This is a genomic window from Kitasatospora sp. NPDC089509, assembly GCF_044749365.1.
In the GTDB taxonomy this organism is placed as follows: Bacteria; Actinomycetota; Actinomycetes; order Streptomycetales; family Streptomycetaceae; genus Kitasatospora.
The window spans coordinates 521,931-547,651 of the sequence record NZ_JBIVHS010000003.1; the positions used below are offsets into that span (position 1 = coordinate 521,931).

General features: G+C 72.6%; 32 protein-coding genes. 15 read left to right on the forward strand and 17 right to left on the reverse strand.

Annotated elements, in window-relative coordinates; all coding sequences use genetic code 11:
• Positions 1 to 376 precede the first annotated feature (376 nt).
• Positions 377 to 574 carry a DUF397 domain-containing protein gene (locus ACIP4P_RS08670; protein ID WP_400916083.1) on the reverse strand — a complete coding sequence of 66 codons (198 nt, stop codon included), beginning with the start codon at positions 572 to 574 and terminating at the stop codon, positions 377 to 379.
• On the reverse strand, positions 571 to 1,398 hold the full coding sequence (locus ACIP4P_RS08675; protein WP_400916085.1) for a Scr1 family TA system antitoxin-like transcriptional regulator: 828 nt from the start codon (positions 1,396 to 1,398) through the stop codon (positions 571 to 573). The genes ACIP4P_RS08670 and ACIP4P_RS08675 overlap by 4 nt, the downstream gene beginning before the upstream one ends.
• A gap of 111 nt (positions 1,399 to 1,509) precedes the next feature.
• On the opposite strand from ACIP4P_RS08675, the gene ACIP4P_RS08680 reads away from it, so the two are divergent.
• From ACIP4P_RS08680 to ACIP4P_RS08715, 8 genes are all read left to right on the forward strand, one after another.
• Positions 1,510 to 1,887: a hypothetical protein gene (locus tag ACIP4P_RS08680; RefSeq protein ID WP_400916087.1), complete on the forward strand. Its 378-nt coding sequence runs from the start codon at positions 1,510 to 1,512 to the stop codon at positions 1,885 to 1,887.
• Complete coding sequence (locus tag ACIP4P_RS08685) at positions 1,884 to 2,078, forward strand: hypothetical protein (protein WP_400916089.1); 195 nt, start codon at positions 1,884 to 1,886, stop codon at positions 2,076 to 2,078. The genes ACIP4P_RS08680 and ACIP4P_RS08685 overlap by 4 nt, the downstream gene beginning before the upstream one ends.
• Complete coding sequence (locus ACIP4P_RS08690; RefSeq protein WP_400916090.1) at positions 2,078 to 2,308, forward strand: hypothetical protein; 231 nt, start codon at positions 2,078 to 2,080, stop codon at positions 2,306 to 2,308. Before ACIP4P_RS08685 ends, ACIP4P_RS08690 begins: the two co-directional genes overlap by 1 nt.
• 69 nt (positions 2,309 to 2,377) lie before the next feature.
• Positions 2,378 to 2,896, forward strand: a complete 519-nt coding sequence (locus ACIP4P_RS08695) for an NUDIX domain-containing protein (protein WP_400916092.1) — start codon at positions 2,378 to 2,380, stop codon at positions 2,894 to 2,896.
• A gap of 73 nt (positions 2,897 to 2,969) precedes the next feature.
• Entirely contained in the window at positions 2,970 to 3,227 is a 258-nt protein-coding gene (gene tgmA, locus ACIP4P_RS08700; protein ID WP_400916094.1) for a putative ATP-grasp-modified RiPP, read from the forward strand.
• On the forward strand, positions 3,227 to 4,225 hold the full coding sequence (gene tgmB, locus ACIP4P_RS08705; protein ID WP_400916096.1) for an ATP-grasp ribosomal peptide maturase: 999 nt from the start codon (positions 3,227 to 3,229) through the stop codon (positions 4,223 to 4,225). The genes tgmA and tgmB overlap by 1 nt, the downstream gene beginning before the upstream one ends.
• Positions 4,197 to 5,378, forward strand: coding sequence for an ATP-grasp peptide maturase system methyltransferase (gene tgmC / locus ACIP4P_RS08710; protein WP_400916098.1), 1,182 nt, complete (start codon positions 4,197 to 4,199; stop codon positions 5,376 to 5,378). Before tgmB ends, tgmC begins: the two co-directional genes overlap by 29 nt.
• Before the next feature lie 23 nt (positions 5,379 to 5,401).
• Entirely contained in the window at positions 5,402 to 5,698 is a 297-nt protein-coding gene (locus ACIP4P_RS08715; RefSeq protein ID WP_400916099.1) for a DUF6087 family protein, read from the forward strand.
• Positions 5,699 to 5,731: 33 nt separating this feature from the next.
• Here the strand turns inward: ACIP4P_RS08715 and ACIP4P_RS08720 are convergent, their stop codons facing one another.
• Complete coding sequence (locus ACIP4P_RS08720) at positions 5,732 to 6,106, reverse strand: winged helix-turn-helix transcriptional regulator (protein ID WP_400916100.1); 375 nt, start codon at positions 6,104 to 6,106, stop codon at positions 5,732 to 5,734.
• A gap of 149 nt (positions 6,107 to 6,255) precedes the next feature.
• Here ACIP4P_RS08720 and ACIP4P_RS08725 point away from each other — a divergent pair, with 149 nt between their 5' ends.
• The gene (locus ACIP4P_RS08725; RefSeq protein WP_400916101.1) at positions 6,256 to 7,161 is read left to right on the forward strand and encodes an NADP-dependent oxidoreductase; all 906 of its coding nucleotides are present in this window, start codon (positions 6,256 to 6,258) and stop codon (positions 7,159 to 7,161) included.
• 116 nt (positions 7,162 to 7,277) lie between these two features.
• Here ACIP4P_RS08725 and ACIP4P_RS08730 read toward each other — a convergent pair whose 3' ends face one another.
• The 3 genes from ACIP4P_RS08730 to ACIP4P_RS08740 all read right to left on the reverse strand — a co-directional run bounded on the left by ACIP4P_RS08730 (position 7,278) and on the right by ACIP4P_RS08740 (position 9,782).
• Positions 7,278 to 7,787 carry a hypothetical protein gene (locus tag ACIP4P_RS08730; protein WP_400916102.1) on the reverse strand — a complete coding sequence of 170 codons (510 nt, stop codon included), beginning with the start codon at positions 7,785 to 7,787 and terminating at the stop codon, positions 7,278 to 7,280.
• Between the two features lie 239 nt (positions 7,788 to 8,026).
• Positions 8,027 to 8,782: an acetate uptake transporter gene (locus tag ACIP4P_RS08735; protein ID WP_400916104.1), complete on the reverse strand. Its 756-nt coding sequence runs from the start codon at positions 8,780 to 8,782 to the stop codon at positions 8,027 to 8,029.
• A 256-nt stretch (positions 8,783 to 9,038) separates the two neighbouring features.
• Complete coding sequence (locus tag ACIP4P_RS08740; RefSeq protein ID WP_400916105.1) at positions 9,039 to 9,782, reverse strand: SDR family NAD(P)-dependent oxidoreductase; 744 nt, start codon at positions 9,780 to 9,782, stop codon at positions 9,039 to 9,041.
• Between the two features lie 119 nt (positions 9,783 to 9,901).
• On the opposite strand from ACIP4P_RS08740, the gene ACIP4P_RS08745 reads away from it, so the two are divergent.
• Positions 9,902 to 10,525, forward strand: a complete 624-nt coding sequence (locus tag ACIP4P_RS08745; RefSeq protein ID WP_400916106.1) for a TetR/AcrR family transcriptional regulator — start codon at positions 9,902 to 9,904, stop codon at positions 10,523 to 10,525.
• A gap of 83 nt (positions 10,526 to 10,608) precedes the next feature.
• Here ACIP4P_RS08745 and ACIP4P_RS08750 read toward each other — a convergent pair whose 3' ends face one another.
• The 3 genes from ACIP4P_RS08750 to ACIP4P_RS08760 form a co-directional block, all read right to left on the reverse strand.
• Complete coding sequence (locus ACIP4P_RS08750) at positions 10,609 to 10,788, reverse strand: hypothetical protein (protein WP_400916107.1); 180 nt, start codon at positions 10,786 to 10,788, stop codon at positions 10,609 to 10,611.
• 35 nt (positions 10,789 to 10,823) lie between these two features.
• Positions 10,824 to 11,456, reverse strand: coding sequence for a peptide deformylase (gene def / locus ACIP4P_RS08755; protein WP_400916109.1), 633 nt, complete (start codon positions 11,454 to 11,456; stop codon positions 10,824 to 10,826).
• A gap of 104 nt (positions 11,457 to 11,560) precedes the next feature.
• The gene (locus tag ACIP4P_RS08760; RefSeq protein ID WP_400916110.1) at positions 11,561 to 14,131 is read right to left on the reverse strand and encodes an ABC transporter permease; all 2,571 of its coding nucleotides are present in this window, start codon (positions 14,129 to 14,131) and stop codon (positions 11,561 to 11,563) included.
• A gap of 228 nt (positions 14,132 to 14,359) precedes the next feature.
• Between ACIP4P_RS08760 and ACIP4P_RS08765 the strand changes: the two genes are divergently transcribed.
• Positions 14,360 to 15,658, forward strand: coding sequence for a sensor histidine kinase (locus ACIP4P_RS08765; RefSeq protein WP_400916112.1), 1,299 nt, complete (start codon positions 14,360 to 14,362; stop codon positions 15,656 to 15,658).
• Entirely contained in the window at positions 15,655 to 16,317 is a 663-nt protein-coding gene (locus ACIP4P_RS08770) for a response regulator (RefSeq protein WP_400916114.1), read from the forward strand. Before ACIP4P_RS08765 ends, ACIP4P_RS08770 begins: the two co-directional genes overlap by 4 nt.
• 92 nt (positions 16,318 to 16,409) lie before the next feature.
• On the opposite strand, the gene ACIP4P_RS08775 is transcribed toward ACIP4P_RS08770, so the two are convergent.
• Complete coding sequence (locus ACIP4P_RS08775) at positions 16,410 to 16,754, reverse strand: hypothetical protein (RefSeq protein WP_400916116.1); 345 nt, start codon at positions 16,752 to 16,754, stop codon at positions 16,410 to 16,412.
• Here ACIP4P_RS08775 and ACIP4P_RS08780 point away from each other — a divergent pair.
• Together ACIP4P_RS08780 and ACIP4P_RS08785 are read left to right on the forward strand one after the other, a co-directional pair.
• Positions 16,720 to 17,265 carry a hypothetical protein gene (locus ACIP4P_RS08780; RefSeq protein WP_400916117.1) on the forward strand — a complete coding sequence of 182 codons (546 nt, stop codon included), beginning with the start codon at positions 16,720 to 16,722 and terminating at the stop codon, positions 17,263 to 17,265. The two genes, ACIP4P_RS08775 and ACIP4P_RS08780, sit on opposite strands and share 35 nt — an antisense overlap.
• Before the next feature lie 115 nt (positions 17,266 to 17,380).
• Positions 17,381 to 18,136, forward strand: a complete 756-nt coding sequence (locus ACIP4P_RS08785) for a hypothetical protein (protein ID WP_400916119.1) — start codon at positions 17,381 to 17,383, stop codon at positions 18,134 to 18,136.
• A gap of 191 nt (positions 18,137 to 18,327) precedes the next feature.
• Here the strand turns inward: ACIP4P_RS08785 and ACIP4P_RS08790 are convergent, their stop codons facing one another.
• The 4 genes from ACIP4P_RS08790 to ACIP4P_RS08805 form a co-directional block, all read right to left on the reverse strand.
• On the reverse strand, positions 18,328 to 19,110 hold the full coding sequence (locus ACIP4P_RS08790; protein WP_400916120.1) for a hypothetical protein: 783 nt from the start codon (positions 19,108 to 19,110) through the stop codon (positions 18,328 to 18,330).
• Positions 19,111 to 19,446: 336 nt separating this feature from the next.
• Positions 19,447 to 20,997 carry a hypothetical protein gene (locus tag ACIP4P_RS08795; protein ID WP_400916121.1) on the reverse strand — a complete coding sequence of 517 codons (1,551 nt, stop codon included), beginning with the start codon at positions 20,995 to 20,997 and terminating at the stop codon, positions 19,447 to 19,449.
• Positions 20,998 to 21,206: 209 nt separating this feature from the next.
• The gene (locus ACIP4P_RS08800) at positions 21,207 to 21,410 is read right to left on the reverse strand and encodes a hypothetical protein (RefSeq protein WP_400916123.1); all 204 of its coding nucleotides are present in this window, start codon (positions 21,408 to 21,410) and stop codon (positions 21,207 to 21,209) included.
• Between the two features lie 136 nt (positions 21,411 to 21,546).
• Positions 21,547 to 21,960 (reverse strand): hypothetical protein, encoded by a 414-nt coding sequence (locus ACIP4P_RS08805; RefSeq protein ID WP_400916125.1) that lies wholly within the window; start codon positions 21,958 to 21,960, stop codon positions 21,547 to 21,549.
• 179 nt (positions 21,961 to 22,139) lie between these two features.
• Between ACIP4P_RS08805 and ACIP4P_RS08810 the strand changes: the two genes are divergently transcribed.
• Entirely contained in the window at positions 22,140 to 23,129 is a 990-nt protein-coding gene (locus tag ACIP4P_RS08810; protein WP_400916126.1) for a helix-turn-helix domain-containing protein, read from the forward strand.
• Positions 23,130 to 23,198: 69 nt separating this feature from the next.
• Here the strand turns inward: ACIP4P_RS08810 and ACIP4P_RS08815 are convergent, their stop codons facing one another.
• The 3 genes from ACIP4P_RS08815 to ACIP4P_RS08825 all read right to left on the reverse strand — a co-directional run bounded on the left by ACIP4P_RS08815 (position 23,199) and on the right by ACIP4P_RS08825 (position 25,647).
• The gene (locus ACIP4P_RS08815) at positions 23,199 to 24,500 is read right to left on the reverse strand and encodes a transglycosylase family protein (RefSeq protein WP_400916128.1); all 1,302 of its coding nucleotides are present in this window, start codon (positions 24,498 to 24,500) and stop codon (positions 23,199 to 23,201) included.
• Between the two features lie 402 nt (positions 24,501 to 24,902).
• Entirely contained in the window at positions 24,903 to 25,160 is a 258-nt protein-coding gene (locus tag ACIP4P_RS08820; RefSeq protein WP_400916129.1) for a hypothetical protein, read from the reverse strand.
• Between the two features lies 1 nt (position 25,161).
• Positions 25,162 to 25,647: an NUDIX domain-containing protein gene (locus tag ACIP4P_RS08825; protein WP_400916130.1), complete on the reverse strand. Its 486-nt coding sequence runs from the start codon at positions 25,645 to 25,647 to the stop codon at positions 25,162 to 25,164.
• Between the last annotated feature and the right edge of the window lie 74 nt (positions 25,648 to 25,721).

Here is a 25,721-nt window from a genome sequence, read left to right on the forward strand (position 1 = left end):
TGAGCACCGGCCTCAGGGCGCGCCGCTGGGCGGCGGGGCCTGAACCGGAACTGAAGGAGGAGCAAGAGCAAGGCAGCCAGCCCGCCTTGCCGCCTGAGCGGGCAACCGCCAGGCGGGCTCAGCCTCTCCCGCGCCCCGAAAGTCCCGTAACCCCCGCACCGGCCACTCCCGACCAGCCACCTGGCCACCCCCGACCGGCCACCCGGTCATACCCGACGGTCCGGACGATCGGATCCCGCCGACGCGGGGAAGCCGGACGGCAGCGTCGCGCACGCACATGATCCCGAGACGGCCCGTGTTTGGTGGCGTGGCCGGTAACGGTCAGGAGGCTCCCCGTCCGATGGGCGGGGAGCCTCCGTGGTCCTGGTGGTTCGGTTCAGACGTCGCCGAACTCGCCGGCCTTCACTGCGGATACGAAGGTGGCGAAGCTGTCCGGAGAGAAGGTCAGGGCCGGACCGTTGGGGTCCTTCGAGTCACGGACGGGCACGGCGCCGGGGACGTTGGCGGCTACCTCGACGCAATCGCCGCCGTTAGAGCTGTAACTGGACTTGAACCACGCGGGGACGGCGGTCACGGAAGTTCCTCTCTTAGCTGGCTGACCAAGGCCACGGACGCCCCCTGAGGGAGTGCCCGGGCCTGTAGCTGATAGTAGGTCGTGAGCATCGCCTGCACAGCGTCGCTATCCCGTTCCAAGTTCCCCTGCTGGGCGCTTTCGGCGTACGACATCAGGGTGTGATCGGCCTTCGTGATGATGTTGATCGGTAGATCGAATGCCCTTGCCTCGCCGATGTCGAACGGTGCGACCTGAAGGAGCGTGTGGGGCAGCCGGGCGAAGCCGAGCAGACGATCAAACTGGGCCGCCATCACAGCCGGGCCGCCGATGGGTCGGCGGATGCAGCTCTCATCCAGGACTACGTGGATCACGGGCGCGGGCTCGCGGTCCAGCTTCGCCTGTCGACGTTCAAGGTAGCGCACCCTGTTCGCAGCCTGCTCTTCCGTGATGTTGCCACGTTCAACCTCTGCCGCCGCGATGGCCCGTGCATAGTCGGGGGTCTGCAGGATGCCCGGAATGATCCCCAGGGTGAACAGCCGCAGTTCCCTGGCCTTCGATTCCTGGGCCACGTAGGCCGGAAAGCCTTCGAGAAAGGTCGAAGACGTGACGGCCAGCGCCTTGTTGAGGAAGAGACGGCCGGTCTTGAATGCTCTGTCAAGTTTCTTGGCCATGTGTAAAGTTGGGCGCCTATTGCCGTTTTCCAAGTGCGAGATGTGAGTGGACGAGCACTTGATCATGGTGGCTACGTCCTCCTGCCTCCATCCCCGCTCCTCTCGTGACCTGCGCAGGAGGGCGCCGAAGGCGGCTTCGGGCGATGCACCCGGGTCCAGTTCAGACTTGTTCATGGGACCAATTTTTCTACTTAGCAAGCAGAATCCGCATGTTGCAGGGCAGTTGAGCCTAGAGGACAGTTGGCGCCCCCGGGTAGTCGTTTGACTACGGATCGGAGCCACGCTGTGACGCGCAAACACACCCCCACGCCCCCGCCCGCCGTGAACACCCCCACCCTGAAGAGCCCGCCGCGCCTTCAGGTCGTGATCTACCTCGCCAAGACCGGCACGGGCTTTCCCGAGCTGCAGATGCGGAGCTGCGAAGAGTACGCGGACGCCCATCGCTGGGAGGTCTGCCTGACCGTGCTGGACGACGAGTTGGGGCGGTCGCCGGACCGGCGCCGCATCCTCCAGGTCGCGTTGGACCGGATCCGGTCGGGCACGGCGGGCGCGATCCTGGTCCCGAGCAAGGTGACGATCTCCCCGATGGACGGCGAGTTCGACGACTTCTCCCACGAGGTCGAACGGGCCGGCGGCTTCATCCAGGTGGCGAGCCGCAGATGAGCAAGTACACCGTGATCCCCAACGCGGACCTCGCCGGGAAGACCTCCCCCTGCTGGGTGGTGAAGAACAATCTGACCAACGAACTGGTGAAGGCCCTCCCGCCCCACGAAGCGGCGCTTCGGTTCTACTCCTACGAAGCCGCCCTGGACTGGTGCCGGAAGAACGACACCGTCGGGCAGGAGGCCGCCTGATGGGCGCCGCCGATGCTCAGCGGAACCCGGGGCCCGCGCGGTACGAGGTCCGCAAGATCACCGACCGCAGCCCTCACTTCCGCTTGCTGGAGTGCTGGGGCATCTGGGACCGGCGCCACAAGGACTACGTCCGCCGGCCCACCGACCTCCAAGAGGTCCGACGCTTCTACTCGCTTCCGGCCGCCGAGGCGCACCTGCGCGCCCTTGAGACCGAGAACACCGCCGCGTAGCGGCAGTCCCCAGCCCCCGTTCCACGGCCCGGAGCGGGTGTCACCCAACTCACAGAAGGAACAATCGAGTTGACCGAGATCGAGGCCAAGGCCCGGACCGGGCATCCGGCGATCATGACCAGTCCGCCCCGCCGCCGCTTCGGTTGCGTCGCGTTGATCCTCAACCCGGACGGCCACGTGCTCATGGTCCGGCCGCAGTACAAGCCCACGAAGCTGATCCTCCCCGGCGGCAGCGCGGAGCCGGACGAGGCGCCGAACGTGGCCGCGGCGCGGTGGGTGCTCACCGAGACCGGCCTCGCCCTCGACCTGTGGCAGCTGGTTGCGGTCGACTACGTGTCGGCGGGTGAGATCCCGGAGGGGGTCAACTTCGTCTTCTGGGGCGGCCAACTGCCGGAGCACAAGGCCGCCGAGGTGGCGGCCCCGCCGGTCGGACAGAGCGGGATCCTCGAAACGACCTGGGTCCCGCCCGCGGACCTCCCCAGCGTCACCGACGCGGAGCAGACGGCCAGGGTGATCGATGCCCTGCGTGTCGTCTCCTACAGCGCCGGCATCCCGCTGCTCCTGAGCGGCCGTCCGGCGGGGGCGTAGGGGGCGATGTCTTGAGGGGCCGCATCACTGCAATGTTCATCGTGTGCACCGCAACGCAACGTGAGGAGCCTTCGTGAACGTCACCGAAGCACAGCACCCCGCGCGCCCGTGGGGTGTCGGTCGGCTCGCGCCGTACCCGACCACCACCCGACTCCCGTACACCTCGGTCGTCATCGACCCGGCGACGCAGCTCGGCGTCTTCCGGGACGGTGCCGGCCTGGTGGTCGAGATGGGCAAGCACGGTACGAGCGCCGGCACGGAGACCAGCACCGTCACGAACTCGGACTCGGCGAACGACGCGGGCCACGACCAGGACAGCACGAAGGACTGATGTACTCGACCGAGGAGAGGCCGGTCCTGGTGGTCACCGAAGCTGCCGACGTCACGGCCGACATGGTGATTGCCGAGCTCAACCGGCGAAATGTGCCGGTGGTCAGGTTCAACCCCTCCGACATCGGAACGGGGCTGACGGTCTCGGCTCGGTTCGGTACCTGCCCGGCCCTCGTGGCCGGGCAGGTGCGTACCCCGTCGAGGACCGCCGACCTGACCCGAGTGCGAGCGGTGTACTGGCGCCGTCCCATCTGGCCCACCTTCGAGGATTCGGGCATGGACGCCGACGACGCCCGTTTTGCCGCCGCCCAGGTCCGCTACGGCCTTGGCGGCACTCTGTACGCCCTCGATGGAGCACTGTGGGTGAACCACCCGCTCCGGGAAGCGGCCGCGGACTACAAGCCCGCCCAGCTCGCCACGGCCCAGCGCCTCGGGCTGCCCGTGCCCCCCACCATCGTCACCAATGATCTCGACGACGCCCGGCAGTTCATCGCCTCGCACGATCAGGTGATCTACAAGACCCTCCGCTGGACGCCGGTCGAGCACGACGGCGTCCAGGTCACCGGGTGGGCGGATCCGGTGACCGCAGCCGAGCTCGATGAGAGCGTTCTCGTCACACCCCACCTGTTCCAGGCCCGCATCGACAAGATCGCTGACGTACGCGTGTTGATCGTCGGCGATCGGACCTTCGCCGTACGAATCGACTCCGGACTGTTGGACTGGCGCCGGGACTACTCCGCGCTGTCCTACACGGTGGTAGAACTGCCGGACCAGCTGAACAGGTTGCTGCACGCCTACCTGAAGTCCGCAGGCCTGGCCTCAGGGTCGTTCGACCTCGCCATTGATCGGGCGGGGAAGCCCTGGTGGCTGGAGCTGAACCCCACCGGTCAATGGGCCTGGCTGGAGGAGGCAACCGGACTGCAGATGTCCGCCGCGTTCGCCGACCTGCTGACACAAGGAGAGAACCCCCTTGACCGACACCGCGCCGCACCGGCGTGACCTCGCCGACCGGCTGACGAAGGCCGGCGTCCTCACCACCCCCGCCTGGCGTGCTGCGGTGGAGGCCGTGCCGCGAGAGGCCTTCCTGAACCCGGGGGTCTTCCTGCCCGCCGACGGGGGCCGTTGGCGCCCCGTCACCGCCGCGGGTGCCGACCCGGCCGAGTGGGCGGAGATCGCCTACCGCGTCGAGTCCCTGACCACCCAGCTCGACGGGCACCTGACGGCGGATCAGACACAGGAGGACGTCACCGGGGTCCCCACGTCCTCCTCCACCACCCCCGTGACGGTGGTCGGCATGCTGGAACACCTGGACGTCGAGGACGGGCACACGGTGCTGGAAATCGGCACCGGCACCGGATACTCCTCCGCCCTGATGTGCCACCGCCTGGGCGAGGACAGTGTGACCACGGTCGAGGTGGACGCGGACGTGGCGAGCCGCGCGGATGCCGCACTGGAGTCGGTCGGCTTCTCCACCTGGACCGTGACCGGTGACGGACTCCTCGGACACCCCCGCCGCGCACCCTACGACCGAGTGATCGCCACCTGCGCCGTGCGCCGCATCCCCTACACCTGGATCCGCCAGACCAAGCCGGGCGGTGTCGTTCTGGCGACCGTCGGCTCCTGGGGCTACGGGACCGGGCTCGCCAAGGTCACCGTCGCCGACGACGGGACCGCCGAAGGCCGGATCATCGACCGTTCCTCCTTCATGCAGGCACGCGCCGAAACCGTGATCCCGGTATCCGGCGACCTGTCCGCTCGTACGACCTACGCCGACAGCGAGCGAGCCGCCAAGGTGGCGCCGACCGCCCTGTTCGAGTGGATGCCTGCCTTCCTCGCCCAACTCGCGGCCCCCGGTGCACAGTTCGTCCGCGCCGTGACGGGCAACGGCGCACAGCTGCTGTACGTCTTCGCCCCGGAACGCGAATCCTTCGCCGAGTTCATCGCCGGGGAAGGCGGCTGGACGGTTCGTCAGGGCGGCCCCGTCATGCTCTGGGACGACATCGAGCGGGCGCTCCTGGCATGGGCGGACGCCGGCAGCCCGGACATCACCGCTGTCCAACTCCGCATTGCAGAAGGGGCTCACACCTACTGGATCGGCGGCCACCCGGCCCTTCGCTGGCAGCACAGCCTGGCCCGACCGTTGGCCGAGTAGCCTGGGGGAGGAAGGAGGGCCGTGTGGACGATGAGGAGCCGTTGGAGCGGTGGGCGGAACGCCGGGACCGGCGCCTGCGCCCCGTCGGCCAGCTCAAGGCCGTCATCCTCGGCCACGAGGACCGGCCCTCTCACCTCTACCCGAACCTCCCCCGCTTGCTGCTGCGGTGGGACGGCTACCAGTGGCTTCCCGAGGAGTACGCGGAGAACTTCGCGGCCGCTCAGCGACTGCTGCACGGCGTCGTGGGCGACGGGGTGATTCAGGGGGCACCACCGCCGACCCGCAAGAAGTCGACCGGAAGGCACCGAAGGCCCGACTGAACACACGAAACGGCCCCCGTCCGGATGCCGCCCCTACGGGGAGACGGCGCCGGCCTCGCGGGCGTCGATCAGTTCGTCCCAGTGTTCGGTCGCCCAGCGGCACGCGGCCGCCAGCGGTTCCAGCAGGCTGCGGCCCAGCGGTGTCAGCGCGTACTCGACCCGCAGCTTCGGGTCGGCGTGCACCGTGCGGGACACGAACCCGTCCCGCTCCAGCCCGCGGAGCGACTGGGTGAGCGCCTTCGGGCTGATCCGGCCCAGTGGTACGCGCAGTTCGGAGAACCTGCGCGGGCCGCCCTCCAGGCAACGCAGCACCATGGGTGCCCACTTGTCGCCGAAGCGGAAGGGCAGCAGTGCGGACGGACACAGTTCGTCGAACAAGTCCGTTGGCAGCGGCGGCCGTTGGGTCATCGCAGTGCTCCTGTCGCGGGCCTCGGCATGTGCATCGGTATCCAGCTGGTGACCGACCCTCCGGATACCTTCCGGAGCATCGAATCGGCGGAGGGTATTCCGACCAGCGGCGACCGACCCCTCGGCCCACACCGGAAGGACAGCACACCATGCGCGCAGCCCGCTTCCACGCCTACGGCGCAGCGGAGAACCTGGTGATCGAGCAGGCACCCGACCCCCACCCCGGACCGGGTGAGATCCGGGTCCGCGTCGCGGCGGCCGGCGTCAACCCCATCGACTGGAAGCTACGTGCCGGAGCCCTGCGGCAGCTGATCCCCGTGGAGCTGCCCGCCGTCCCCGGACGCGACGCCGTCGGCCTCGTCGACGAGATCGGCGACGGGGTGCGAGGGGTGAGTGTCGGCGACCGGGTCTTCGGGCTGGGCGGTGTCACCGGCGCGAGCGCCGAGCTGGCCCTCCTCTCGGCCTGGGCCCTCGCGCCCGACGGGTGGACCGACGAGCAGGCCGCGGGCGCCGGCCTCGCGTCGGTGACCGCGATGCGCGGCCTGAACGCGCTCGGCCCCCTCGCGGGGCGCACCCTGCTCGTCGAGGGCGCTGCCGGAGGGGTGGGCGGCGCGGCGGTCGAGATCGCCGTGGCCCGGGGCGCCACCGTGATCGGGACGGGCAGCGAACGCAACCACGGGTTCCTCACCTCCCTGGGCGCCATCCCCACCACCTACGGCCCCGGCCTCGCCCGGCGCCTGTCCGTCCTCGCCCCGTACTGCGTCGACCTCGCGCTCGACACCGCGGCCTCCGGCTCCCTGGACGACCTGGTCGCGATCACGGGCGACGCGACCCGCGTCGCGACGGTCGCCGACCACGCGCGGGGGGAGCGCCTGGGCACCCATGTGGTCAACGCGGAGAACGACTCCACGCTGCTCGCCGAGGCCGCCGACCTGGGCCGGCAGGGCCGCTACACCCCCCATGTCGAGCAGGCCTACCCCCTGGACCGGATCGCCGACGCCCACCTGCACGCCGAACGCGGACATATGCGCGGCAAGATCGTGATCCGGCTCTGACGAAGGGCCCCGGTCAGGAGCGTACGAACCAGCGGCGCTCGGGCCGGGGCTGGGACCGGGACCGGGGCTGGGGCTGCGGCCCCGGTGCGGTGCCCGGGGGTGGTCGCGCGGCGGTGTCAGCCCTGTCGGCCGGGGTCGTCGGCGAGGCGGCCGAGCATGGCCATCACGGTGATCCGGGCGTCCTTGTCGTTGGTCACCGCGCAGTGGGCGTCGACGCCTCGCGCGTCGGGGTCCTGGTTCGGGTCGGTGAGGCCGATCCGGACGAGGTCGACGGTGTACTCGTGGTAACGGGTGTAGTTGGCCGCGGCGTTGACCGCTTCGGTGTGGTCGATGCGGCCGGGGTCCTGGGCGCGCAGCAGTGCCGGGGTGGGCGCCGGCCCCAGGGTCTGCCCGATCCACTGGGACACGGTCTCCCGGGAGGAGCCCTGCTCCAGTTTCGAGGCGGCCGAGGCGGTGAGCGCCAGGTGGACGAGGAGCGTCCCGAACCAGGCGGTGACCTCGGCGGGGGGCGTGTCCGTGCCGGTCGGCGGCATCACGGCCCGGTAGAGCCCGGCCAGGTCGTCGGCGTGTGCGGCGGCGGCGATCGCCTTCACGGCGTTGGCGAGGGCGGTCTTGTCGGTGGTCACGTCGGCGCTTCTCCTCATGGTCGGCGGTGTCAACGTACCGCTCTCCTGGGGGGATCGGTGCGGTTTGCGAGGTTTCGGTCCGGACGTGGTCTTCCGGTCCACGGCCGGCGGCATCGTGCCCGGCGACGCCAACGGCAAGTCGCAGGTCTTCGTCCGTCACTTCGGCTGACCGCCCCGGCCTACGGGACGGCGCAGGCCGGTGGCGATTCAGGTGGTTCCTGGTTGTCCGGCACTGTTTCTCACGTGGGTCCCGGGAGCCCCTGGTCCTGCCCGCCTTCCCCGAGGCCGGGAGCCACGGGCCCGGCGGGTTCGGCGGGCCCGGCAGGCCCGTCACGCCCCGCCGGAGGGCTGAGCGGCCACACCGGCAGGACCGTCCGTCGGAAGGTGCTGTTGGTGACGGCGGCGAACGACGCGTACCAGGCGACCACGGCCGTCACCAGTCCCGCCCAGCCGCCGACCTTGGTCCAGGTGTCCGACTGGGCGAACGCGCCGACGGTCAGGAGCAGGAAGGTCAGGGTCAGCGTGACGAACACGGCCAGGACCGCCCCGGTCGTGCGGGTGGCCGCGATCATCATGTACGCGGTGAAGATCGTCCAGGCGAGCAGGAACAGGCCGGTCGCCTGGTAGAGCTGGGGGGAGTGGAGCAGGTGCGGGACCACGGCCCGCACGAAGCCCCAGTAGGCCAGCCAGAACGCACCGTACGAGGCGAACGCCGTGGCGGCGAAGGTGTTGCCGCGCCGGAACTCCCACATCCCGGCGAGCAGTTGCACGATGCCGCCGTAGAACAGCGCCAGCGGCAGCACCACGGCGGCCACCGACTCGTTGACCAGGCCGGCGTTGAACCAGCTCAGGACGAAGGTGGTCATCGCGAAGGCCGCCAGGCCCAGGGCGCCGGGATCGGCGATCGCGCCGGGCGCCGCCGTGGGCGACGGTGGCGACGGCGGTGGCTTCGGGGGGAGTACGGGCCCGGCGTCGGTCCGGTTGGAACCTGCCACGATGACTCCTCTCCGCGGCGTGCCGACCACGCCCGGCCCGCCCGCGTCCTGCTCCGGACGCGGCGCACGGGACCGGCGTGGCATGCCCTCGACACCCGCTCGACGGCGACGGAGCCGCCCACCCGGGACCACTCCCCGGCGAACAACCCCCGCATCACGACGCATATCCCGTCCGCGACGCCCCAAACGGCCCCCGGCGCAGCCGTTCCCCGGGCTCCGACACCGCCCGCACGCCGCCGTCCGATCTCCGCTGGTGCTAGGAGGTGGCAGTGCGCCCGCCGTCGACCGCCAGGACGGTGCCGTGGATGAAGCCGGCGTCGGGTCCGGCCAGGTAGGCGATCGCCTGGGCCACCTCGCGGGGGTGGGCGGGTCGGCCCGCCGGGGCGGCGGCCGCGAGCTGGTCCAGTGCCTCACCCATGCCGGCGGTGCCCTCGGTCCGGACCGGCCCCGGTGCGACCGCGTTGACGCGCACTCCGTGCGGGCCGAACTCGGCGGCCCAGGCCTTGGTGAGCAGGGCGACGGCGGCCTTGGTGGAGCCGTAGAGCGCCATCCCCGCCATGCCGAAGCCTGCCACCATCGTCGACACGTTCACGATGGCGCCGTCGCCGCGCTCGGCCATGGCCGGAGCGAGGGAGGCGACCAGGAAGTACGGGGCCTGCACGTTGACGGCGTACGCGGCGTCGAAGTCCGCCCGGGTGGTCGACGCGGTCGGCCCGAACGGGAAGACGCCGGCGTTGTTGACCAGGATGTCGACCTTCCCGCCGACCTGGACGGCGCGGCGGGCCAAGTCCTGCGCGGAGTCGGTGTCGCCCAGGTCCGCGGGAAGGAAGTCCGCCTCGCCGCCACCGGCGCGGATGGCCGCGACGGCCTCGGCCCCGCGCCGCTCGTCCCGGCCCGACAGCAGGACGTGGGCGCCCCGGGCCGCCAGCAGGTCCGCGGTGGCGCGCCCGATGCCGCTCGTCGCGCCGGTCACCAGGGCGACCTTGCCGGAGAGTTCCATGACTGTCCTCCACGATCGATGTGCTCCGGGGGCTTCCGGGGCACTGGATTGGCTTGCGCAATCCACTATTCGCCGCAGAAAATGGAATGTCCAATCCAAAAATCACCTAGACTGGCACCATGGCCACACGTACCGGAACCGAGCCCGCGAAGCTGACCCCCAAGGGCGAGCGGACCCGTCTGCGGATCGTCGTCGCCGCCGCCCGGCTGATGCTCGACAACGGCGTCGCCGGCACGACGATGGAGGACGTCAAGGCGGCCGCCCGGGCCAGCAGCTCACAGCTGTACCACTACTTCTCCGACAAGCAGGCCCTGGTCCTGGCCGTGATCGAGTACCAGAACGACTCGGTGGTCGGGGGGCAGGAGCCGATGCTCGTGAAACTCGACAGCATCGAGGGTCTCCGCACCTGGCGTGACTTCATCATCCAGCACCAGCGGGACCTCGAATTCCGGGGAGGCTGCCCCCTCGGATCGCTCGGCAGCGAACTCGCCGACACCAACCCGCCCGCCCGCACCGCCGTCGCCCGGGCGTTCCTGCGCTGGGAGGAGGGGATCCGCGGCGGCCTGCTGGCCATGCACAGGCGCGGAGAACTCGACGGCGACCCCGGCGAACTCGCCCTCACGGTCCTCGCCGCCCTCCAGGGCGGACTCCTGCTCACGCAGATCCACCGCGACACCCGCCCGCTCGAAGTCACCCTCAACGCCATGATCGACCACGTGGCCGCCCACACCACGGCCGGTTGACGACCATCCGCATGGGGCCGACCCGCGGTGAACGGCTGGGCCGGGCCGCCACCCGGTGGTGTCCGGACGGCGGCCCGGCCGTGTTACGGCCGGTGGGTCCGGCCGGCGGAGCGGCGGTCCGGGGGTGCGATCCTGCCCAGCGGCGGCAGGGGTGGCTTCCGGAGCCGGTTCCAGCCGTACGACCACAGCACGGGAAGGGTCACGGCGGCGGCCGTCACCAGGTCGGCCAGCAGCAGGGCGGGGGTTCGCCGGAGGCGGCGCATGTGCTCGGTGTGCCTTTCGGTGTGAGGGGTCCGGTTCACTGGTCCGCGCCGGCCTGCCTGGCCAAGAGCCTTGCCCTGGTTGCCCGTTGGGCGAGGACGGTGGCGCGGTTGGCGTCCATCTGGCGCAGGGCCTCGGCGCGGTCCTCGGGGGTGAGGCGGTCGACGTACAGGGTTCCGTTCGTGTGGTCCGTCTCGTGCTGGAGGCAGCGGGCGAACAGGCCGGTGCCGTGGACGGTGATCGGTCGCCCCTGCCAGTCCTGGCCGCGCACCGTCGCGTTCGCCGCCCGGGTGACGTGCCGGACGGCGCCGGGGACGGACAGGCAGCCCTCGGGCTGGGTGATCTCCTCCGTGCCGGTGAGCCGGACTTCGGGGTTGAGGACGTGGCCGATGTGACGGGTGCCGTCGTCACCGGGGCAGTCGTAGACGAACAGGCGAAGGTCGAGGCCTATCTGGTTGGCGGCCAGGCCGACGCCGTTGGCCGCGTGCATGGTGAAGAACATGTCCGCGAGCAGCCGGGCGAGGCGCTCGGTGCCGAACTCGGTGACATCGGCGCTGTGGTGGTGCAGGACCGGGGTGCCGATCTCGGTGATGGGCCGGTGGGTTCCGCCGACCGTCTCCATGGGGAGCGGGCGTGCGGGCAGGGGGGTGCGGGGTGCTCGTCTGGACATGCGGGTGCGGGCTTTCCTGTCGGTGGACGTGTCGGTGGACGTGTCGGACTCGATGAACTCGATGAACGTGATGGACTTGACGGGCGGGCCCGGCCGTAGCGGGGTCACTCCGTCCCGATGGCCGCCAGGACCGGCGTCCGGGCCGCCCGGCGGGCCGGCCACAGGGAGGCCAGCAGGCCCGCTCCCGCCGCTGCGGCCAGCAGGACGGTGAGCCGCAGCACGGGCACGCTGTGGCGGAAGCCGGGCGTGTGGCGGGCGATCGGTTGGCCGCTCGCCCAGCCGACGAGGAGGCCGAGGGCCAGGCCGAGGACGCCGCCGATCACGGCGATGACGAGCGCCTCGGCGCGCACCATGGCGCGCACGCCCGCCCGGGTCAGGCCGATCGCCCGCAGCATGCCGATCTCGCGGCGGCGTTCGGTCACGGACAGGGCCAGGGTGTTGAGGATGCCCAGGAGTGCGACGCCGATGGAGAGGCCGAGCAGGGCGTAGAGCAGGTCGAGCATGCGGTCGGTGTCGCCGGCGGCGGCGCGGGCGAGGTCCTCGCTGCTGTCGATGCGCAGGGCGGGGCTGTCGCCCAGCGCGTGGGCGAGGGTGCGGCGCAGTTCGGCGCTCGGGCGGTCACGGGTGCGGACGAGCACGCTTCGGACGGTGCCGACGCCTTCCGAAGCGTCGCCAGGAAGGACGGCGGCGTCGACCAGGTAGCCGCTCACCAGCGCGTTGGGCTCGTACACCCCCGCCACCGTCAACTCGGCGGCCCGACCGCCGGCCAGGCGCGCGTGCACGGTACTGCCGACCGTCAGGCCGGCGCCGGTCGGCACCAGCACCCGTCCCGCGCCCACCTCGGCGGCTCCCGCCTTCATGCGCAGCCGCAGCATGTCCCGGACGGCGTCCGCTGGCAGCGCGAGGCCGAACTCCCGTGCCCCGTCGACCGTCAGCTCCACGTCCCGCAGTGCCGCGACCGCGGTGACCTCCGGGCTGGCCGCCAACGCCCGTTCCACCGTGGCGGATTGGGCGTCGAGGTTCCGCATCGATACCAGGTAGTCCGCCGTGAGCACGTGCGCGCCCGCCGCGTCCGCCGCCGCGAGGCCGCCGGCGGCGACGACGGTGAGGGCAGTCACCAGGCTCACGCCGACGACCAGCGACGCGGCCGGGGCGCTGACCCGGCGCGGGTTCCGGGCGCTGTTGCGTTCCGCGAGCCGGGCGCCGATCCCCGCGTGGGCGAGGAGCGGTCGGGCCACCGCCAGTACCGGCCCCACCAGCGTCGGCATCAGCGCGAGCAGGCCGCAGGCGGTCGCCACGGCGCCCAGCGCCAGCGCGGGCGCGCCCTCCTGGATGCGCTCGCTCCCCGCCCCGGCCAGCAGGACGGCCACACCGGCCCCGGCCAGCACCACCCCGGTCAGCACGCGGCGCCTGCCGACTCCCTCCGGCGCGGGGGCCTGCGCGTCGCGCAGCGCGGCCAGCGGTGCGATCCGCCCGGCCCGTCGGGCCGGCAGCCAGGCGGCGGCCATCGTGGTCAGCACCCCGACGACCAGGGGGACGAGCAGCGCGTACGCGGGCAGGCTGAGCGCCTGCCCGGTCGGCAGCGGACCGCCCTTGCCCAGGCTGCCGGCGACCGGGCGCAGGAGTTCGCCGACGCCGACACCCGCCGCGACGCCCGACAGCGAGCCGGCCAGCCCGACCAGGAACGCCTCGGCCAGCACCAGCCGCCCGACCTGTCGGCGGGAGGCCCCGACGGTCCGCAACAGGCCGACCTCGCGGGTCCGTTGGGTCACGAGCAGGCCGAAGGTGTTCGTGATCAGGAAGCAGGAGACGAACAGCGCGACGGCGGCGAACGACAGCAGCGTGGTGCGCAGCGAGGTGACCTGGGTCTCGGCGTGCAGCGCCCGGTCGTGGGCGAGCAGGTCCGCCGTCAGGACGGTGCCGCCCGGGACGGCCTGCTCCGCCGCCCGGCGCAGCCGCTCCGGGCTGACGCCGGTTGCGGCCTTGAGCTGGAACTCGGTGAAGCGGCCGGGGCCGGTGAAGTGCTGCTGGGCCGTCGCGGTGTCGAACAGCACGACGCTGCCGCCCCCGGTGACGGCGGGCTCGGCCCGGGTGGTGAAGACGCCGCTGATGCGTACGGTGAGGCCGGGGCCGTCCACCGAGATCCGGGCGGTGTCCCCCACCTGGTAGCCGCAGCGCTCGGCGCTCGCCCCGTCGACGGCGATCTCGCCGCTGCCGGTGGGCGGACGGCCGGAGGTGAACGCGTACCGCGGGTCCGGCCCGTCGTATCCGCCCGCACCGGACCCGCTCCCGTCGTACCCGCTCCCGACGGCCGGGCCGCCGCGGTCGGCGGAGCGCCCGTCCGGGCAGCCGAGCGCCGTGTACCCGGAGACGGCCGCGATGGCCCGGCCCGTCTCGGGAAGGCCCTCGACCCGCCGCAGTTCGGCCTCGTCCAGGCCGACCGCCGCACCGGCGCTTCCGGCGCTTCCGGCGCTTCCGGCGCCCCTGACGTCCGGGCGGACGATGACGTCGGTGTGCGCGTACGTCTGCCGGGAGGCCCCGGTGAGGGCGTCGGACACGGTGGCGGTGACCAGCAGGATCCCCGTCACGAAGGCGACGCCGACCGCGACGGCCAGCGTGGTCAGCGCCATGCGGGACTTGTGGGCGCGGACGGTGCGCCAAGCGGTGCGGACCATGGGTACGCGGGTCGTGGGTACGCGGGTCGTGGGTACGCGGGTCGTGGGTGTGCGGGGCATGGCTGGGCGGGACCCCCGGGTGGTGGACGGCGGGCGACGGATCGACGTCACCGATCCTGTCCGCGCCGACCACCCGCCCGTAACAGCCGTCCGGCCGACCACCACGGCGTCCGCCTCGGCCGAACGGTGGAGGTGCCGTGCCCCCGTGGCCGCGTACGGTTGGCCGTCATGATCCCCCTCCCGACGCGCGCCGATCTCGCCTCGTGGGCCGCCGCCCGCAGCGGACCGGCCCTCGGTGCCACCGTCGGTGCCGTCGTCCTCGCCGTGGCCGTGATCGTCGCCGAGGCGTTCGACACCGGCTTCCCGCCCACCGCCGCCGCCACGATCGTCGCCGGACTGCTGTGCCTCGCCGCACTGCTCGTGCCGCCCGGCCGCCTGCTGTACGTCGGGGGTGCCGCGGTGACGGCCTCCGCCGCCCTCTCGCTCACCACGGCGCAGCTGCGGCACCGTCCCGAGCACACCTTCGGCATCGTCGAGCTGTGCCTGCTGCTGCTCCTCGTCACCCGCGCCGTCCGGTACGGCCCGCCCACCCGCATGCTCCCGCTCGCCGCCGCGGCCTGGCTCGCGGCACCGCTCCTGCTGCTGCGGCTGCCCGGATCCGAGCTGACCCGCGTGGCCGGCTACCTCGGCCCGGTCCTGCTGCTCGCCGCACCCGTGGTGGCCGTCCTCGGCCTGTACCTGCGTCTGCTCGACAGCACCCGGGAACAGCAGAAGAACGCCCGCCTGAACGACCAACGCCTGGAGTTCGCCCGCGAGTTGCACGACTTCGTCGGGCACCATGTCACGGCGATCACCGCCCAGGTGAAAGCGGTGCGCTTCATCACCGCCGCCGGGCAGCCCCCGACGCCGGAGGTGCTGGACCAGGCCCTGGCGAACATCGAGGACGCCGCCGCGCAGGCCACCGGCTCCATGCGGGCCATGGTCGATCTGCTGCGCCGGCCGGATCGCCGGCCCCCGCTCCACGCCCCCGGGGGTCTGCAGGGCCTCCACGCCCTGGCCGACTCCCTCCGCTCGCTCGGCGCGGCCGGTCCCGCCGTCGGACTCACCATCGACCCCCGGCTCGAAGCGGAGCCCCCGGCGGACCATGTCGCCGCCACCGTCCACCACCTCGTGCGGGAGGCGCTCACCAACGTCCGCAAGCACGCCGACCGGGCCGGCTCCGTGACCGTCGACGTGCGCCTGTCCGCCGACGATCCCGGGGTGCTCACCGTCTGCGTCCAGGACGATGCCGCCCCGCGTCCGGCCGCCCAGACCCTAGCCACCCCGACCCCGGCCGCCCCGTCGGAGGACCGGCGCGGCGGCTTCGGCCTCCTCGGGGTGCACGAACGCGTCCACGCACTCGGTGGCCAACTCACCGCGGGGCCCGGGCCGGTCGGCGGCTGGCAGGTCGCCGCGGACATCCCGCTCGGCCGCGGCAGCGTGCCCGATCGGCCCCCGGTGAGCCCTTCGGCGCGCCTGGCAGGATGACCGGCATGACCATCCGCGTGCTCCTCGCCGACGACCAGTCCACCCTGCGCGCCGCGTACCGGATGATCCTCGACTCGCAGCCCGACATCGAGGTCGTCGCCGAGACCGCGGACGGCACGGCCGCGGTCGCCGAGGCCCGTAGGCTCCGCCCCGACGTGTGCCTGCTCGACATCCGGATGCCGGGCACGGACGGACTCGAAGCCACCCGCCTGCTCGCGGGCCCCGACGTCGCACAGCCGCTCAAGGTGGTCATCGCCACGACCTTCGACCTGGACGAGTACGTCCACGGCGCGCTGACCAACGGTGCGTGCGGATTCGTCCTCAAGGACTGCTCACCCGCCCTGCTCATCGAGGCCGTCCGCGCCGCCGCCGTCGGCGACTCGTTGATCTCCCCGTCCGTCACCGTCCGCCTGCTGCGGCACATGGCCGGACTGCCGACCCGGCGGCCCGCGGCGCCCCTTCCCTTCGAACCGCTCACCCCGCGCGAACAGGACGTGGTCGCGATGGTCGCGAAGGGCCTCACCAACGACGAGGTCGCCACCGCCCTCCATGTGACCCTCTCGACGGTGAAGACCCACCTCGCCAACAGCCAGCGCAAGCTCGGCGCCCGCAACCGCGTCGAGGTCGCCGCCCGCGCCTGGCAGCACGGGCTGGCCTGAGCGGGTCGTCGTCAGGCGGGGAAAACCCGCGGCGGTCTGACGTGGGCGAACAATTATGATCGTCGTGAAATCGTGAAACAACTGAGAAGGAATCAAGCTGTGCGGGTGAGGAAGAGGGGCATCGCGGCGGCGGCTGCGGGGGCGGCGCTCACAGTGGCCCTGGCAGGCTGTGGCGGGGGGCAGTCCCACAGCAGCAGCGGTGCGAGCCCGGTCGAGAGCACGACGGCGGCGACGGCGGCGAAGGCGAAGCAGCGGACCGACGCTCCGACCGTCCTGGTCGCCGCGGCCAGGAAGACCGCGGAACAGGCCTCGTACAAGACGGTCCAGACCGGAACGGGCGGATCCGACCGCTCCGAGATGGTCTTCCAACAGGAGCCGAGCGCCTCGGATATCCAGTCGTGGGTGAAGAAGACCGACGACAACCCCAGTGGCTTCATCCACGTGATCTCCATGGGCAACACGATCTACACGAAGTCGGATCACGTCCCGGGCAAGAGCTGGTACCGCACGGACCTGAGCGAGGGCACGGTCCACGGCAAACCTCGCGCGGCGGGCTTCGTCGACGAGATCGCCGGTTCGCTCGCGGTGACCGGCTCCACCGCCTGGGTCGGTGAGGAGCAGGTGGGCGGCCGACCAGCCGATCACTACCGCGGCACGGTCGTCTTCGAGGAACTGGCCCACTACACCGGGCCCGCCATCAAGGACGAGGTACGCGACTACTACGTCAAGTTGGCGAAGCGACGGGGCGAGACCTCCGCGGACCTCGACATGTGGGTCGGCAAGGACGACCTCGTCCTGAAGTCGCAGCAGGTCACCACCGGCAGCCAGGGCCAGGACCAAGTCGTGGAGGAGTACTCCGACTTCGGCGCCGTCCCGGCCATCACGGTGCCCCCGGCCGACACCGTCGCCACCTGGGACGAGTTCGTCGCCGGCAAGGCGAAGTCGTAGCTGTAGCCGTAGCCGTAGCGGTAGTCGAGCGGGCCGCAACCGGATGCCGGGCGCCGGCGTCCCACCGGATGCGAACGGTCGCCCGACCGCCGCACCACTGGGGGGATTTCCACACATGTCGATCAACGACGCCGTGCCCGCACCACCGCCGCCGCACGGCTCCCTGACACCCTGCCCGAGCTGCGCGCTCACCGACCGGATCCGCGGCGTACCGGCGGTCGCGCTGGCCGAACGGCGCAGCGTCACCGTCCGAGGCTCCGGCAGCGACGGCCGCACCGAGACCCGTGAGGAGGTCTCGGCGCTCGGCAAGGCCCTGGCGCCCGCGCCACCGACCGTCACCACGGCGTTCGTGACACTGCTGGCGCTGGCCTTCCCGGCGCTGGTCGCGACCATCGTGACCTTCAGCGTAGGCATGGGGGAGCGCAGCGCCGCCGGTGAGCACAAGCCCGACTTCTCACCGCCGTCCTGGTGGACGTCCGGTCACTCGGAGTTCCCGAACAGCCTCCCCACCAGCTACGACGAGATCGTCGCGGGCGCCGGGCCCGGCCCCGCGGCCACCCAGGCGGCGGCCCCGCTCGCCGACGCGGGTGGCACGCCGACCGTGCTCGTGGTGTCGTTCCTGCTCATGGCCCTCCTCCTCGGCCTGGTCGCGGGTGCGGTCACGCTGTTCGTCACCAGGCGCCGACGGCTGGCGGGCCGGCCCCGGGCCGAACGCCTGTGGAACCAGGCCTGGTACTGCGACCGCTGCGGCACCGCCTACTTCCCGCCCGCCGCCGGCCAGGACACCGGGGCGCTGAGCCTCACGGACTTCCGCCGGACGGTCTGGACGGCGGGCGGCTACGGCGACCTCGCGGAGCGCTACCGGATCTAGCGGAGAAGTCCCGGGCGGGGGCCGCCCACTCTGGTCGGCCCCCGACGGTGGACGGTGGCGACCGGGGCGTCTCCCGCGGGGTCGGCGGTGACGGCCGGCAGCCGCACGAACCAGTCGTGGACGGTGGTTCGTTCGCCGTCGGGGATGCCGCCGTCCGCCACGCCTCGACCGTGCGGTGGAACGTCGACGGCTCAGGCTTCGAGCCGTACCCAGCTGTCGCCGGCGCGCAGCCAGAGGACGCCGTCGCGGCCCTGGGCGCAGCGCATGACCACCGGGCCCGGTAGGCGCAGCTTCTCCTGGGCGGTGATCTCCCAGGCGCCGCCGACGAGTTCGGCGCGGCTCAGCTCGACGGCGGGACGGTTGTGGGAGCGCTGGGTGAGGAGCATCCGGGTGCCGCGGACGGCGATGCCGTCGGTGTCCTTCAGCGGGTTGCGGTAGCTGGTGACGTCGCCGGTGGCGGTGTCGACCCGGGACAGGAAGGCGCCCTCGTGGCTGTACCAGGCGAGCCAGGCCGTCGCCTCCTCGGTGGCGCCCGCGCTTCCGCCGAGGGGCCAGACGGGGAGCCGTCCCTGCGGGCTCCAGGTGTGGGTGCCGTCGGTGTCCCAGCGGGCCAGGCCGGCGCCGGTCTCCGGGTGGTCCCCGTAGATGCCCTCGTCACCGTACGAGGTCCAGATGCCGCCGTCGCGGTCGGTGAGGACGTAGTCGATGTCGTCGCCGATGCAGAGGTCCCCCACCCGGTGTCCCTCGGGGGAGTACACCACCGCGTTCCGTTCCCAACTCCCGCTCTGGTCCTGGTGTGTCCGGCCCGACGCCAACAGGAACCGCGACCCGGGGAGCAGGGCCAGGTGGCGGGTCCACGGGGCGATGCCGCTCACCGGGATGCGGTGTTCCGTCCCGCCCACCGTCCTGCCCGCCGTTCCGCCCGCCGTTCCGTCCGCGATGACGACCAACACGCCGTCACACGGAGCCGTCACGCTCCAGCCGATCCACCCCGCGACATACGGGGAACGACTCAGGTCCCGTTCCCGGACCAGCATCACCGCGAGTTCGCCGCCCGGCCCGACGCTCCAGCACAGGGCCCGCCAGCCGGCTCGGGCATCCTCGGGAGGCAGGCTCCACACAACAGGCAGGTCGCCACGCGTCATCGGCATCACCATCCCGGACTCCAGGCCCCGACGGCGCCCGAAGGGACGAACCCTACCGCCCGGCGTCCGCAGTGCTCCGACCGGCCCCGGGAACGGGCAGAGCCCCCGGCGGGTGCCGGGGGCTCTGGACGGTCGGCGGGGTCGGTCGGCGGGGTCGGGCGCGGGTCAGCGGCCGCCGGTGACCAGGATCTGGGCGGAGCCGTCGGGCATGCCCGCGATGCCGATGCGCTGGGCGTTGAAGGTGCTCGCGCCGTAGGCGCCGGCGATCGGGCTGAAGGCGCTCCAGCTGCCGCTGGCGTAGCGGGCGCGGTGGTAGACGTTGCCGTCGTTGCCGATGGCGAGCATCTGGGCGGAGCCGTCGGGGGTGATGGTGATCGAGACGTTGCTGGCGGACATGGTGGGGGTGCCGACGCCGTCGATGGCGGCGAGGCCGGTCCAGGTGCCGTCGGCGCGGCGGATCTCGTGGTAGACGGTGCTGTCGGCGGCGACCAGCAGGACCTGGTCGGAGCCGTCGCGGTTGGCGGCGATCGAGACGTCGGCGACCTGGACCGAGTTGCCGACGTTGTCGGTGATCGGGGCGAAGCCGCTCCAACTGCCGTCGGACGTACGGACGGTGTGGTACGCGGCGCCGTCGCCGCCGATCGCGACGACCTGGGCGGAGCCGTCCGGGCCCGCCGCGATCGACACCCGGCCGGCGTTCATCGGGTTGCCCTTGTTGTCGGTGAGCGGCTGGAAGCCGGTCCAGCTGCCGTCGGCACGGCGGATCTGGTGGTAGAGGACGTTGTCGCCGCCGACGGCGAGCAGCTGGGCGGAGCCGTCCGGGCCCACCGAGATGGCGACCTGGCTGGCGGCCATCGGGTTGCCCGCCTTGTCCTTGAGCTGGCCCCACGGCTGCCACGAGCCGTCGGCGAAGCGGATGGTGTGGTAGATGTTGCCGTCGTTGCCGATGCCGACGACCTGCGCGGAGCCGTCCGGCGCGGCGGCGATGGACTCGCTGCCGCCGTTGAACTGCGGCGCGCCGCCGTAGCCCGGCAGGGCGCCCAGCCCGGTCCAGGTGCCGTCGACGTTGCGGATGCCGTGGAGGTACATGCCCTTGGTCGGGCCGCTCGGGCCGGGCGGGGTCGGGTTGGCCTCGGTGATGCGGTCGAAGCGGAAGGCCTTGAAGCCGCGGTTGGCCATCTCGGAGCGGTCCATGGTCCGGGCCCGGGTCGGGCCGGAGCGGCTGTACTCCTCGATGATGTTGGCGGTGTTGTGGGAGCCGTCGGCCCAGCCGGTGAACAGCGCGGTGTGGGTGGAGATGTTGTTGAGGGCGTCGCCGGGCTTGAGGTCGTCGATGTTGATGCGGGTGGAGACGTTGGGCAGGGACTGGGTGGTGAGGCTGTCCGGCAGCTGCCAGGCCATCGACACCAGGCCCGAGCAGTCCTGGCGGTAGCGCCCGCCGGTCTCGGCGTCGGCCCACCAGCCGTACGGGCTGTTCAGGCCGTTGGGGCTGTACGGAACGGCCTTGTTGACCCAGTCCCGGGCCCGGGCCACGGCCTGGTCGCGGCTCACCGCGCCGCCGGGGGCGGCGCCGTTGCCGAGGGAGCCGGTCGAGCTGGCCCGGGCCCAGCTGGAGACCAGGGTGTCGGCCTGGGCGGGCATGACGGTCAGGACGGCGGAGGCGGAGGCGGCGGCCAGGGCGACGGCGAGGGTGCGGGAGACGGCGCGACGGGACATGGTGGCAACTCCTTGGACGGGCATGGGCCCGGATCTGGGCACGAGTATGGACATGCGCATGGCAAGACTGTGGCGAGGCTGCTCCGCACGGCACTTGCGGGTGGCGGGGGCGGGGCGGGCGGCGGCGGGCGCCGGGAGGAGCTGGTCGGGCGGAGGGATCGGGGCGGGCCCGGCGGAACGGGCGGCGGATGCCGCGGCCGGGCGGGAGGTCAGCCCCAGATCATGTTGTAGGCCACGACGGTGCCGGCCGGCTGGGCGGTGGTGCTCGGGTCCGTGGCGGCCCGGGTGACGGTGCCGGCCGGCCGGGCGGCGTCGTTCGCGTCGACCGCCACCGCCGCGGCGGCCGGGGTCAGGGCGGCCAGGGCGAGAGCGGCGACCGCGGCGGCCTTGGCGACGGTGGTGGTGCGAGCCATGACGGTGTCCTCTGTGGGTGCGAACGTGACGGAAGGGGGTGGTCCCGGTGTCGGCGTCCCGCGGTGACGCCGTGTCCGGTCTGCCGTCCAGGTGGTGTTCCCTTCCGGCGATCACCAGCTTCGTCGCTGGTCAGGGCTACCGGAAGGGCTCCCAGCTGGACGGAATCGTCCCTGGACCGTTTCGGCCAGGCACCCCGGCGTCGCCCGGCCCGCTCGGCCCGCCAGGCCCGCTCGGCCCGCCCGGCGTGGACAGCAGCCGCTCGTAGTACGGCACGACCAGTGGCGCCGCGGCCCGCGCCGGGCTCCACCCCGTCAGCACCGGCTCCGCCGCGACCCGGCGACAGAACGCCGCCACCCGCTCCTCCGCGTCGAGGAGGGAGTCCGTGAGCACGAACACCCCCAGGAGCGGGTGCGGCTGCGCCTGGGGGTGGACCACCAGGTGCTCGATCCGGTCCGTGGGCCGCACCGCGTCCCACAACAGCCCCCGGACGTCCGGCGGTAGGTGCAGACCGGGGGAAAGAGGCCGCAGCGCGGCATGGACGAGGTACATGCACCGAGCGTGCCGTTCCGGAGGATCGGGGTGAAGGGGACGATCCGGGACGGTTCAGTCCCTGGCCGGAACCGGCCCCGGAGGAGGAGGACCGGTGGCGATCCGGTGGCGGTCCTCCTCCGGGCCGTGGAATGATCGCGCACGTATCGAACACAGGTTCATCACGGGGGAGAACACACATGCTGACGGCACTGGGGCTGGACAGCGTCTCGGAGTCGGTCTACCGGGCGATGCTCGTCCACCAGCAAGAGGGCGTGGTCGCCCTGGGGGCGCGCCTCGGCCTGACCGAGCAGCAGGTCAGGCAGGCACTGGACACGCTCAGCGAACTGGCCCTGCTGCGCCCGTCCGCGGAGCGCGCGGGCGAACTGCGGGCCGTTCCGCCCGAGGTCGGAATGGAACTCCTGATGGCCCGCCAGCAGGCCGAACTCGCCGCCCAGCAGCTGCGCATCGAGTCCTCCCGAGCCGCGGCCGCCCAGCTCATCGCCGAGTTCGCCGACCTGCGGCCGGGTGCCGGGCACCCCGGCGTCGAGCAGCTGGTCGGCCTGGACCAGATCCGCGACCGGCTCGCCACGCTCACCCGGGACGTGCGGGAGGAGGTCATGACCTTCGCACCCGACGGCGGGCAGCGGCCCGAGAACATCGAGGCGGCCAAGCCCCTCGACCTCGACCTGCTGGGGCGCGGCGTACGGATGCGGACCGTCTACCTGGAAAGCGTCCGCAACAGCCCGCACACCGTCGAGTACCTCACCTGGCTCACCGACCGGGGCGGTCGGGTCCGCACCGTGTCCGCGCTGCCGACCCGGATGATCGTGGTCGACTGCGCCACCGCCGTCATCCCCACCCGCAGCGACGACACCGCCGCCGGCGCCGTGGTCCTGACCGGCCAGGGGATCCTGACCGCGCTGTGCGCGCTGTTCGAGACCGTCTGGGCGGGCGCGCAGCCGCTCGGCGCCGCCGCCCGCCTCGACGAGCACGGGCTCACCGCCCAGGAGCGGGCGACCGTCGCGCTGCTCGCGGAGGGCCACACCGACGAGGCCATTGCCAAGCGGCTGGGCGTCTCGCCCCGCACCGCCCGTCGCACCGCCACCGAACTGATGGAGCGTCTGGACGCCCGCAGCCGCTTCCAGGCAGGTGTACGGGCCGCCCAGGCGGGCTGGCTGAACCCGTGACCCGTGACCCGTCTCGGACCGCGCGGTCCGAGACGGGTCCGGGCCCGAGCCCGTCGTTCTGCCCGCCGGTCAGAGGGTGCCGGTGATGGCGGCGGCGTAGTGGTTGCCGTTGACGCCGGCCAGCGGGATGGCGCCGACGCCCTGCCAGGTGCCGTCGACCCGGCGGATGGTGTGCAGGATGCGGTCGTCGTTGGTCACGAACGTCGCCTGGAGCGCGTTGTCGACCGTGGCCGCGCCGACCCCGGTCGCGGTGAAGGAGCCGAGCACGGGGGCCAGATCGGTCATCGGGGACCAGGAGCCGTTGCCGAAGCGGGCGGCGTGGAACTGCTTGGTGCCGTCCTCGGAGACCACCACGATCTGCAGGTCCGCCCCCGTACCGGTGGCGGCGACGTCGCCGGCCCGGCCCGCGTCGCCCGCGGCGGTGTAGACGTCGCCCCACGGGCTCCAGTCCCCGGACCCGGCGCGGACGGTGTGGAACACCCGGCCGCCGGAGACCGCGGCCACCTGCAGCTGTCCGTTGACCGCCGCGGCGGCCGCGCTGGTCACCGGGCCGTTGAGGGCTCCGGCCTGCGAGGAGACGTCCGCGAAGGGGGTCCACGTCCCGTTCACCAGCCGCGCCGCGTGGTACAGCCGGCCGCCCGCGACCGCCAGCACGTGGAGGTCGCCGCCGGTCGACACCGCGGACACCTTGGTCACCGCGCCGGACAGCGCACCGGCCGCCTGGCCGTTCACGTCCCCGAAGGCACCCCACGTCCCGTCGGCGAAGCGGATGGCGTGGTAGACGTGGCCGTTGCCGCCGACCGCGACCACGTGGGTGTCGCCGTCGATGCCGGCGTCCGCGATCGAGCCCACGGTACCGATGTCACCGGTCTGCCCGGCGACGGCGCCGAACGCGGACCAGCTGCCCGAGGCGTTGCGGGTCGCGTGGTAGATCGCGCCCCCGCCGTTGACGACCACCTGGGCGGCCCACGCCCGCGCCGGGGTGGGGGTGGACGGGTAGGGGTCGGCATGGTCGTTGAGCAGCGGGGGACGGCACGTCGGCGACCAGGCGCCGGGGCCCTGACCGGCCAGGATCTTCTCCGCGATCAGGATCTGCTGCGGCTTGGTCGCCAGGTCCGGCCGGGCCGCGTACTGCAGGCCGCTGTAGGCCCGCCAGGTGGGCAGGGCTATCTGCAGGCCGCCGTAGTAGCCGTTGCTGGTGTTGATGCTCCAGTTCCCGCTGCTCTCGCACTGCGCGACCTTGTCCCAACTGGCGACCGAGGCCGCGGAGGCGTCGGTCGCCGCCGCGAGCGGCGCCGCGAGGGAGATCAGGGCCGCGGCGACGACCGGCCGGCGCAGCGAGGAGGACCTGCGGGCGGTGGAGGAGGGCATGGCAGAGCTCCAGGAGTTCCAGGGATGACGGCGATCCGGCCGGCGGGCGTACCCGGCCGCGGCACGAACCCGGCGGCAGCCGGTCGGCGGGTACCACCCTCCCCGCCACCGGGGCCGGGCGGAAGGCGTTCCGGCTGGACGGAAGCGTCCCTGGACCGTTCAGTCCAGCCGCGCGTTGCCGACGAGGCTGGCGGCTGCCTGGGCATCGAGCCGCCCCGCCCACCCGGCCCACCTCGACCGTGCCTGACGAACCGTCGACGACCACTGCTCGAAGGAGAGTCTCGAAGGAGAGTCTCGAAGGAGAGTCACCTTGCCCGGCAAGCCTGTTGCCGGGATCAGCCCCGGAGCCCGGACCGGCCCGCCGACCAGTTCGCCGAACGGCGGCTGAGCGGTCCGGTCCGGTCAGTCGGTGGGCGGGATGTCGTGCGGCAGGCCGGGCGGCTGCAGCGGGCCGGGGGCCAGGCGTTCCAGCAACCGGTCGACTCTGCCGTCGGGCCGGTACAGGGTGCGGTAGGCGTAGGGGTGCGCGGCGCCGGGGAACGTGGTGACGCCTTCGTCGACGACGGTGCGGCCCTGGGTGATGGCGAGCAGCCGCAGGTCGACGTCGGCGGGCAGCGCCGCCTGCTCACCGGTGGGCGGGCGGCGGTGGCGGCCGGCCATCTCAGGCCCCGACCAGGGTGCGCAGGTCCTCCGAGGCGCCCCAGCCGTAGGTGGAGAACCCCCGCCCGTCGCCGGCGAGGTAGGCGGTGAGGGCGGCGTGCGAGGTGGGGAACATCGGGGTGGGCAGGGCGTTGGCGTCGACCCAGCGGACGGCGAGGTGCTTGGTGGGCTCGGTGTTCGTCGGTGTGCCCCGCCAGGACGTCGCGGCGAACGCCGAGAGCAGGAAGGGGCCTTGGCCGTCCCACCCGTCCCTGACCTGGATGGTGTGGACCAGCCGCAGCTCCCCGGTGTCGACGACGAGCCCGGTCTCCTCGCGCAGTTCGCGGGCGGCGGCCTCGTCGAGGCGCTCGCCCTCCTCGGCCTTTCCGCCGGGGACGGTCCAGGCGGGAACCGTGGACCAGGAGTCGTTGGCGTAGTGGACGCCGACGACCCTGCCCGCCTGCTCGTCGTGGACGATGACGCACACGGCCTGACGCAGGGACAGCATGGATCCTCCAACAGGTGCTGAGGAAAGGGGAGTTCACGCGGGAATGTGCGGGGTGCGCAGCAGGTCGACGTCCT

Excerpts from the sequence above, each read along its gene's own strand:
- ACIP4P_RS08675 (WP_400916085.1), bottom strand. The coding sequence starts at position 1,398 with ATGAACAAGTCTGAACTGGACCCGGGTGCATCGCCCGAAGCCGCCTTC.
- ACIP4P_RS08685 (WP_400916089.1), top strand. The coding sequence starts at position 1,884 with ATGAGCAAGTACACCGTGATCCCCAACGCGGACCTCGCCGGGAAGACC.
- ACIP4P_RS08690 (WP_400916090.1), top strand. The coding sequence starts at position 2,078 with ATGGGCGCCGCCGATGCTCAGCGGAACCCGGGGCCCGCGCGGTACGAG.
- tgmB (WP_400916096.1), top strand. The coding sequence starts at position 3,227 with ATGTACTCGACCGAGGAGAGGCCGGTCCTGGTGGTCACCGAAGCTGCC.
- ACIP4P_RS08720 (WP_400916100.1), bottom strand. The coding sequence starts at position 6,106 with ATGACCCAACGGCCGCCGCTGCCAACGGACTTGTTCGACGAACTGTGT.
- ACIP4P_RS08725 (WP_400916101.1), top strand. The coding sequence starts at position 6,256 with ATGCGCGCAGCCCGCTTCCACGCCTACGGCGCAGCGGAGAACCTGGTG.
- ACIP4P_RS08740 (WP_400916105.1), bottom strand. The coding sequence starts at position 9,782 with ATGGAACTCTCCGGCAAGGTCGCCCTGGTGACCGGCGCGACGAGCGGC.
- ACIP4P_RS08745 (WP_400916106.1), top strand. The coding sequence starts at position 9,902 with ATGGCCACACGTACCGGAACCGAGCCCGCGAAGCTGACCCCCAAGGGC.
- ACIP4P_RS08750 (WP_400916107.1), bottom strand. The coding sequence starts at position 10,788 with ATGCGCCGCCTCCGGCGAACCCCCGCCCTGCTGCTGGCCGACCTGGTG.
- def (WP_400916109.1), bottom strand. The coding sequence starts at position 11,456 with ATGTCCAGACGAGCACCCCGCACCCCCCTGCCCGCACGCCCGCTCCCC.
- ACIP4P_RS08760 (WP_400916110.1), bottom strand. The coding sequence starts at position 14,131 with ATGGTCCGCACCGCTTGGCGCACCGTCCGCGCCCACAAGTCCCGCATG.
- ACIP4P_RS08765 (WP_400916112.1), top strand. The coding sequence starts at position 14,360 with ATGATCCCCCTCCCGACGCGCGCCGATCTCGCCTCGTGGGCCGCCGCC.
- ACIP4P_RS08770 (WP_400916114.1), top strand. The coding sequence starts at position 15,655 with ATGACCGGCATGACCATCCGCGTGCTCCTCGCCGACGACCAGTCCACC.
- ACIP4P_RS08775 (WP_400916116.1), bottom strand. The coding sequence starts at position 16,754 with ATGAAGCCACTGGGGTTGTCGTCGGTCTTCTTCACCCACGACTGGATA.
- ACIP4P_RS08785 (WP_400916119.1), top strand. The coding sequence starts at position 17,381 with ATGTCGATCAACGACGCCGTGCCCGCACCACCGCCGCCGCACGGCTCC.
- ACIP4P_RS08795 (WP_400916121.1), bottom strand. The coding sequence starts at position 20,997 with ATGTCCCGTCGCGCCGTCTCCCGCACCCTCGCCGTCGCCCTGGCCGCC.
- ACIP4P_RS08800 (WP_400916123.1), bottom strand. The coding sequence starts at position 21,410 with ATGGCTCGCACCACCACCGTCGCCAAGGCCGCCGCGGTCGCCGCTCTC.
- ACIP4P_RS08805 (WP_400916125.1), bottom strand. The coding sequence starts at position 21,960 with ATGTACCTCGTCCATGCCGCGCTGCGGCCTCTTTCCCCCGGTCTGCAC.
- ACIP4P_RS08810 (WP_400916126.1), top strand. The coding sequence starts at position 22,140 with ATGCTGACGGCACTGGGGCTGGACAGCGTCTCGGAGTCGGTCTACCGG.
- ACIP4P_RS08815 (WP_400916128.1), bottom strand. The coding sequence starts at position 24,500 with ATGCCCTCCTCCACCGCCCGCAGGTCCTCCTCGCTGCGCCGGCCGGTC.
- ACIP4P_RS08820 (WP_400916129.1), bottom strand. The coding sequence starts at position 25,160 with ATGGCCGGCCGCCACCGCCGCCCGCCCACCGGTGAGCAGGCGGCGCTG.
- ACIP4P_RS08825 (WP_400916130.1), bottom strand. The coding sequence starts at position 25,647 with ATGCTGTCCCTGCGTCAGGCCGTGTGCGTCATCGTCCACGACGAGCAG.